At 69.8% G+C, this 6,556-nt stretch carries 6 protein-coding genes; 3 read left to right on the top strand and 3 right to left on the bottom strand.

Translation table 11 applies throughout. The features are described 5' to 3' along the window. The first annotated feature begins 418 nt into the window (after window positions 1–418). Window positions 419–916, top strand: a complete 498-nt coding sequence (locus AB0C78_RS46265) for a hypothetical protein (RefSeq protein WP_360761268.1) — start codon at window positions 419–421, stop codon at window positions 914–916. Window positions 917–999: 83 nt separating this feature from the next. Here the strand turns inward: AB0C78_RS46265 and AB0C78_RS46260 are convergent, their stop codons facing one another. Continuing rightward, window positions 1,000–1,707 (bottom strand): SDR family oxidoreductase, encoded by a 708-nt coding sequence (locus tag AB0C78_RS46260; protein WP_360761266.1) that lies wholly within the window; start codon window positions 1,705–1,707, stop codon window positions 1,000–1,002. Window positions 1,708–1,772: 65 nt separating this feature from the next. Here AB0C78_RS46260 and AB0C78_RS46255 point away from each other — a divergent pair, with 65 nt between their 5' ends. After that, window positions 1,773–2,579, top strand: a complete 807-nt coding sequence (locus AB0C78_RS46255; protein ID WP_360761264.1) for a helix-turn-helix transcriptional regulator — start codon at window positions 1,773–1,775, stop codon at window positions 2,577–2,579. A 189-nt stretch (window positions 2,580–2,768) separates the two neighbouring features. Next, window positions 2,769–3,227 carry a MarR family transcriptional regulator gene (locus AB0C78_RS46250; protein WP_360761262.1) on the top strand — a complete coding sequence of 153 codons (459 nt, stop codon included), beginning with the start codon at window positions 2,769–2,771 and terminating at the stop codon, window positions 3,225–3,227. 587 nt (window positions 3,228–3,814) lie between these two features. Here the strand turns inward: AB0C78_RS46250 and AB0C78_RS46245 are convergent. Then, a complete protein-coding gene (locus AB0C78_RS46245; protein ID WP_360761261.1) occupies window positions 3,815–4,567 on the bottom strand; it encodes a glucose 1-dehydrogenase in 753 nt (250 codons plus the stop codon). 46 nt (window positions 4,568–4,613) lie between these two features. Then, a complete protein-coding gene (locus AB0C78_RS46240; protein WP_360761259.1) occupies window positions 4,614–6,497 on the bottom strand; it encodes a transketolase in 1,884 nt (627 codons plus the stop codon). Window positions 6,498–6,556 lie beyond the last annotated feature (59 nt).

Genomic DNA, 6,556 nt, shown 5'->3' with positions numbered 1-6,556 from the left:
CACCGAAAACAGCTATCTCTCATCTCTCTGTCCGGCCGCGGCTAGCTCGCACGAGAACCTGCAAATTCTCCATATATAAGGACCAAACGCCCTCTCAGAGCCCGTCTCCAATCTGTTGATCTGGTTGGGGGATGCGGGTGCATTTCTGCCGGAGCAGCGTCCAGCCACCGGTAGCGGGTCTTGCGGTCGATCCCCGCCTGGCGGCACGCCTTGGCTGTCCCGATACCGGCGGAAATAAGCCTCGGGGGCTCGTCCTAAGTTCTGGAACCCATCCGCTGCCTGAGGGTCAGTTTTCACGTGTGGTCGACAGGCGCGGCCGGTGGCGTACGATCCGGTTCCGTTGCCGGTCCCCCAGGTGTACTTTTGGGGTGCTATGGGAGGTCGGGCACAGCGACGCAGCAGCGAGCTGCGGAGGCGCGTGGGTCAGCAGGCGTACAAATCAAGCGCCAGGAAGTCCTGGCGCATCCGGATCCCTGATCGCCCCAAGTCGGTGGTCTTGGCCTCAATTTTCCTGTTCGCCATCGGTGTTGGCCTGTGCGTCGAACCCATCGAGTTCAGGTCGGCCTGGGCGGCGAAGCGCGGCCACGGCACGCCCGGGGTCTTCGCTGCCGAAGAATATATTAAAGAACCGAAGGGAGGGTCGCATTGGTCGGGACCCTTCACTTCCGAAAACGGTCGGGTTCAACGCGCAGATATCTTCTTTGGCGGCAAGGTTGACCACGTCGGTGAGCGGGTCCGCGTGGTGTATACGGGTGGGGACTACGTCTATCCGCCACGCGGAGGCTGGGACTGGCTCTGGGACGCCTCGCTCTTTGTTTTTGCCCTGGTGGGGCTAGTCGTCTGGATCTTCGTATATCCGGTGAGAGCACTGCGGCGACGTCGGGTGCGTCTCGTCCGAGGATCGCAGCCCGCGTAGGCCGACAGCGATGACGGCAACCGTGAAAGCGGCGAAAGCGTCCACGCCCATGATTCCACCCTCGCGCCCTGCCGATCACGCCCTCACCACGGCACCGGCGTACCGTCCCAGGACAGGAACTCCCCGGAGGGCCCGTCGTCGGCCAGCAGCGCCAGCCGTACCGCACCCGCCGCGGCCTCGGCCGGATCGCCCCCGCCCGCCGCTGCGGTGGCGTTGAGGTCGGTACGGCGCAGGCCGGGCGCCAGCGCGTTCACCTTGACGCCGTCGCCGGCCAGGGCGTGGGCGTAGAAGACGGTCAGCGCGTTCAGCGCCGCCTTGGACGACCGGTAGGCCGCATAGGCGCCCTGATGCGGGAACTGTGGGCCGGTGGCCCAGGTCAGCGATCCCGTACCGGAGGAGACGTTCACGATTCGTGGGTGCGCTGAGCGGCGCAGCACCGGCAGGAAGGCATTGGTCACCGCGACGACCCCGAAGACGTTCGTCTCGTAGATGCGGCGGAAGGTGGCGATGTTCTCCAGGTCGGGCGTCCTGTCCTCGCCGGAGATTCCGGCGTTGTTGATCAGAATGTCCAGCGTGTCTACCTGGCTGGCGGCGTCGGCGATGCTCGCCGGGTCCGTCACGTCGAGGATGAGCGGGCGGGCGTCACCGCCGATCTCCTCCACGGCGCGTTCTCCTCGCGCGGCGTCGCGCGAGCCGATGTAAACGGTGAGACCCGCGCCCGCGAGCAGGCGTGCGATCTCCTTGCCGATGCCCTTGTTGGCGCCGGTGACCAGTGCGATCGAGTCGTCCATGCCATCGAGGGTGCCCGCAGGCGGGCCGGTCGATCCAGGCACAAGCGATACCAGGGAGGTACGAGATGGGAAGAGGAGAACTGGCCCGTTTCCTGCGCGACCGGCGGGAGGGGCTGCGTCCGGACCGCATCGGCCTGCCCGCCGGCCCCGGCCGCCGCACGCCGGGCCTGCGCCGCGAGGAGGTCGCCGACCTGGCCGGCATGTCGGTCGACTACTACGTACGGCTGGAGCAGGCCCGAGGGCCACGACCGTCGTCGCGGATCCTGGAGTCCCTGGCGGACGCGCTGCGGCTCGCACCCGCCGAGCGAACACATCTGTTCCGCCTGGCCGGCGTGGTCCCGCAGCCGCCCGCCGTACCGCCGCGCACGGTTCGGCCCCACGTGGCCGCCCTGCTGCACCGCCTCCCGCAGACCGCCGTCGTCGTCACCGCGGCCACCTACGACGTGGTCGCGTGGAACCCGCTCGCGGAAGCGCTGCTCGGCAACCTCCGCGACCAGCCCAACCTGGCCCGGCGGCGCTTCCTGCTCCGCGAGGAAGTGCTGACCACGGGCCACGAGGAGTTCGGCGAGTTCGCAGTGGCGCGGCTGCGGGCCGCCGCCGACCGCTACCCCCGCGACAGTGCCCTCGCCGCCCTGCTGGCCGAGCTCAGGACGGGCAGCGACGAGTTCTGCCAGATCTGGGCCACCAACCCGGTATGCGCCCCCGGCCACCGCACGAAGACCATGACGCACCCCGAGCTCGGTCCGCTCCGCATCAACTGCGACATCCTCACCATCCCGGAAGACGACCAGCAGGTCGTCTTCATGACCGCTGACCCGGACACCCCGACCGCCCGTTCCCTGCGCCACCTGGCCGCCCTGCTCCCGGCATAAGGTCACCGTGCATGTTCCGTCCCCAGGAGGCGATGGATGTTGCCGGTGCCGGCCTGAATTGACGGCCTCGCCGAGCTGGACGATCGGGGCACTCGTTCCCTTCGAAGATCTCCGCAACCGCAACCCTGATCGCCCGCCCCGCTGCCTGCGCAGTCAGGTTTCGAGGCGACGGACGGTAGTGTTCGCCGTATGGCGACCGTGCGGTTGAGTGAGCTTGAGGACGAGGCTTGGCGCGGGTTCCTGTACGCGCATGATCGGATCTGGCGCGAGATCGAGGCCGGCCTCGCCCCGCTGGGTGTGAGCATGGCCGAGTACAGCGTCCTGGCCCTGCTGGGGGAGGCGGGCCGCGACGGCATGCGGATGACCGAGTTGGCCAAGCGGCGTGTGATGTCCACGGGCGGTTTCACCCGGCTGGCCGACCGGTTGGAGCGCCGAGGGCTGATCGAGCGGCGGCGGTCGGCTGACGACGGCCGCGGTTTCGAGGCGGTTCTGACGGGGGAGGGGCGTGCGCTGCTGCGCAAGGCGTGGAAGCAGCAGCACGGCGACCTGCGAAGGCTCTTCTTCGACCGGCTCGAGGAGGACGACCTGCGCAACCTCGCCGCCGTCTGGGCGCGCCTCGCCCCCGAGGACGACGCCGCCGCGTCCTGACCGCTCGTCGATGACCCCGGGAGCGCTGGGCCTGCCGAAAACACGTCCGTGCAGGTGAGAGGCGCAGGGGGCTCCGACGCGAAGCTTGATCAGTGGCAAGGGCAGGCCGCGGCGAGGTGGTTGCCGCGGGATGATGGGCGGCTGTGCTGTTGTGACTGGCCTACATGACCGTGACCAACGTGTTCGCGGTGCTGCGTCTGCTTCCAATGACCGATCGGGACAAGGACGCCGGGATCCTGGTGTGCGGCATCAGATCGCCGTGCTGAGCGCCGGCTTGCCGGAAAGCGGGTGCGATTCACTACGACGGACCGGGCGTTTGTGGCGGCGCTGCTGCACCGGTTGCCTTCCCAAGGTGCTGCGGCGGATGCGGCTGCTGGTGCGGTCGGACGCGGCGCTGCGCTGGCACCGGGATCACGGGAGAACCCGGGGTGGGGCTACCACGGCGCGCGGTGACCTCCGGACCCGCCCCGACCCATTCCGCCAGCGTCCGGGCGGTGGCGAGCGCGTCACAGGCGCGGGCCTGCGCCACCAACACCGGGTTACATGCGTGTCACTCTGCGGCGAACCAACCCTGACCGTTGAAAGGATCAGCGGGTCAGGGCGCCGCCGTCGACGGGGAGCAGCACCCCGTGGATGTAGGACGCCTGGTCCCCGGCGAGGAAGACCACGGCGGCGGCGACCTCGGCCGCGGTGCCGGGGCGGCGGGCGGGGTAGCTGCTCGCGGTGACCTGTTCCCACATCGGCATTTGCGCCGTGTTCAACTCGGTGGCCGTCGGCCCCGGCACGACGGCATTGACCCGTATGCCTTTGGGGCCGAGTTCTGCAGCCCACGCCTTGGTCAGGGAGTGCAGTGCGGCCTTGCTCGCGCCGTAGAGCGCGGTGCCTTCCTTGCCGTGGACGCCGCTGACCGAGCCGATGTTGACCACCGCCCCGGCGCCGCGTTCGATCATGCCTGGTGTCAGGGCGGCGGTGAGCAGGAACGGGGCTTTGACGTTGAGCCCGAGGGCCGCGTCGATCTGTTCCTCGGTCGCCTCCAGGAACGACTGTCCCGGCGGGATGTTGGCGGCGTTGTTGACCAAGATGTCGATGCGGCCGTCCGCTGCGGCCAGCGCCTCGTCGGCCAAGCTCCGGATGCCCCCGCCGGTGACGAGATCGGCCTTGACGAATTCGGCGCTTCCGCCTTGTGCGCGGATGCGGCTGACGACCTCGGTGCCGCGGACGGCGTCCCGGCCCGTCACGACGGTGAGGGCGCCCTCGTGCGCCAGCGCCTCGGCGATCGCTCGTCCGATCCCGCCGGTGCCGCCCGTGACGAGAGCGTGGCGTCCCTGCAGACCTGTCATGTGGATCTCCGGATTCGCGTGTTGATGGAAGGCCCCGGCCCCCTTGTTATCGCCTGACCAGCGCGCGGGCCGCCTGGGCGATGTGGGTGCGGGAGATGCCGGCGGCGTCGATGAGTTCGCTCGTGGTGCCGGAGCCGGGCAGGCCGGTGACGGCGAGGTGGGTGAAGGCGGGGTGGGCGCCGGCGGCGCTGAGTGCCGACAGGACGGCCTCTCCGATCCCGCCTTCGGGGTGGTGGTCTTCGGCGACGACCAGAGCACCGGTTTCCCGGGCGGCGGCGGTGAGGGCGGCGGTGTCGATCGGCTTGATGGAGTACAGGTCGACGACGCGCGCCTGGATGCCGTCGGCGGCGAGGTGTTCGGCGGCGGCGAGGCATTCGTGCAGGGTGACACCGGCGCCGATGAGGGTGACGTGGTCGTTCTCGCTGTGGCGGAGGGTCTTGGAGCCGCCCACGGGGAAGGTCTCGTCGCTGCGGTAGAGCACGGGGTAGGCGCCGCGGGTGGTGCGCAGATAGGAGACGCCGTCGAGGTCGGCGATGGCGGCGGTCAGGGCGGCCGCGGACGTGGCGTCGCTCGGATAAAGGACGGTGGAGCCGCGGATGGCGCGCATCATCGCGAGGTCTTCGACGCCCATCTGGGAGGGGCCGTCGGCGCCGATCTCGACGCCGCTGTGGGTGCCGCACAGCGCCATGGTGATCTGGGAGACGGCCGCCATGCGGATGAAGTCGTGGGCGCGGGTGAGGAAGGCGGCGAAGGTCGTGGCGTAGGGGCGGTAGCCGCGGACGGCCATGCCGACGGCGGTGGCGATCATCTGCTGTTCGGCGATGTAGGTCTGGAAGTACCGCTCGGGGTGGGCCTTCTGGAAGTCTTCGGCATGGGTGGAGTTGCCGACCTCGGCGTCCAGGGCGACGACGTCGGGGCGGGCGCCCAGGGCGGCCAGCGCAGCACCGAAGGCGGCGCGGGTGGCGACCTTCTCGCCGACCTCGAAGCGAGGCAGGATGACGGGCCGGACGTCCTGGGCAGGGCCGGGCACGGGGGCGGGCGCGGGTTCGGGCGGCTGGGGGCCTCGGACGCGCAAGTGGCGGTATCCGCCCAGCTCAGCGACGGCGCGGTCGGCCATGTCCTGAGGGAGGGACTTGCCGTGCCAGCCCTCCTTGTCGGCGACCTCGGCGACACCGCGGCCCTTGACGGTCTTGGCGACGATGACGGTCGGCGCCTGGCCGTCGGCGGCGGTGGCCAGGGCCTGGTCGATCGCGTGCAGGTCGTGCCCGTCGATCACGATCGCGCGGCAGCCGAACGCCTCGATGCGGCGGGCGTAGGCGCCGGTGTCCCACCCCAACTCGGTGGGACCCCTTTGCCCGAGGCGGTTGACGTCGATGAGGGCGGTGAAGTTGGCCAGCCGGTGGTGGCCGGCTGCGTCGAGAGCCTCCCACACCGAGCCTTCGGACATCTCGCTGTCTCCGCACAGCACCCACACCCGGTAGGGCCGATCTTCCAGCTCCCGGCCGGCCAGCGCGATGCCGACTCCGTAGGCGATGCCCTGTCCCAGGGAACCGGTGGCCACGTCCACCCAGGGCAGTACGGGGGTGGGATGCCCCTGCAGGCGGTGCCCGAAGCGGCGGTAGGTCTTGGTCAGCTCGTCGTCGCTGACGACGCCGGCCGCTTTGAACATCGCATACAGGAGGGGAGAGGCATGCCCCTTGGAGAAGATGAGGTGGTCACTCTCGGGGTTGTCCGGCGACTCCCAGTCGTAGCGCAGATGGCGGGTCATCAGGACCGCCATCAGATCGGCCGCTGACAGGCTCGAGGTGGGATGCCCGGAGCCGGCCGCGGTGCTGGCGCGTACCGAGTCCACGCGCAGCTGCTGCGCGAGTTCCAGGACCTGGGACAGATCGCTTCCGGGGTCGAGCGTGGTCGCCGGTGCTGTCGTCATGGTGAAAGCCTTTCGTGGGCGGACGGCGAGGTTCGCCGTTCCCGTAGGGTGACGACGGT

Source organism: Actinomadura sp. NPDC048394 (genome assembly GCF_040651755.1).
GTDB lineage: Bacteria > Actinomycetota > Actinomycetes > Streptosporangiales > Streptosporangiaceae > Spirillospora > Spirillospora montaniterrae.
Note: the sequence above shows the minus strand (reverse complement) of the source record. Positions and strands in the feature narration are given on the sequence as shown.

Coding starts and splice junctions, on each gene's coding strand:
- AB0C78_RS46260 (WP_360761266.1), bottom strand. CDS start 1,707: ATGGACGACTCGATCGCACTGGTCACCGGCGCCAACAAGGGCATCGGC.
- AB0C78_RS46255 (WP_360761264.1), top strand. CDS start 1,773: ATGGGAAGAGGAGAACTGGCCCGTTTCCTGCGCGACCGGCGGGAGGGG.
- AB0C78_RS46250 (WP_360761262.1), top strand. CDS start 2,769: ATGGCGACCGTGCGGTTGAGTGAGCTTGAGGACGAGGCTTGGCGCGGG.
- AB0C78_RS46245 (WP_360761261.1), bottom strand. CDS start 4,567: ATGACAGGTCTGCAGGGACGCCACGCTCTCGTCACGGGCGGCACCGGC.
- AB0C78_RS46240 (WP_360761259.1), bottom strand. CDS start 6,497: ATGACGACAGCACCGGCGACCACGCTCGACCCCGGAAGCGATCTGTCC.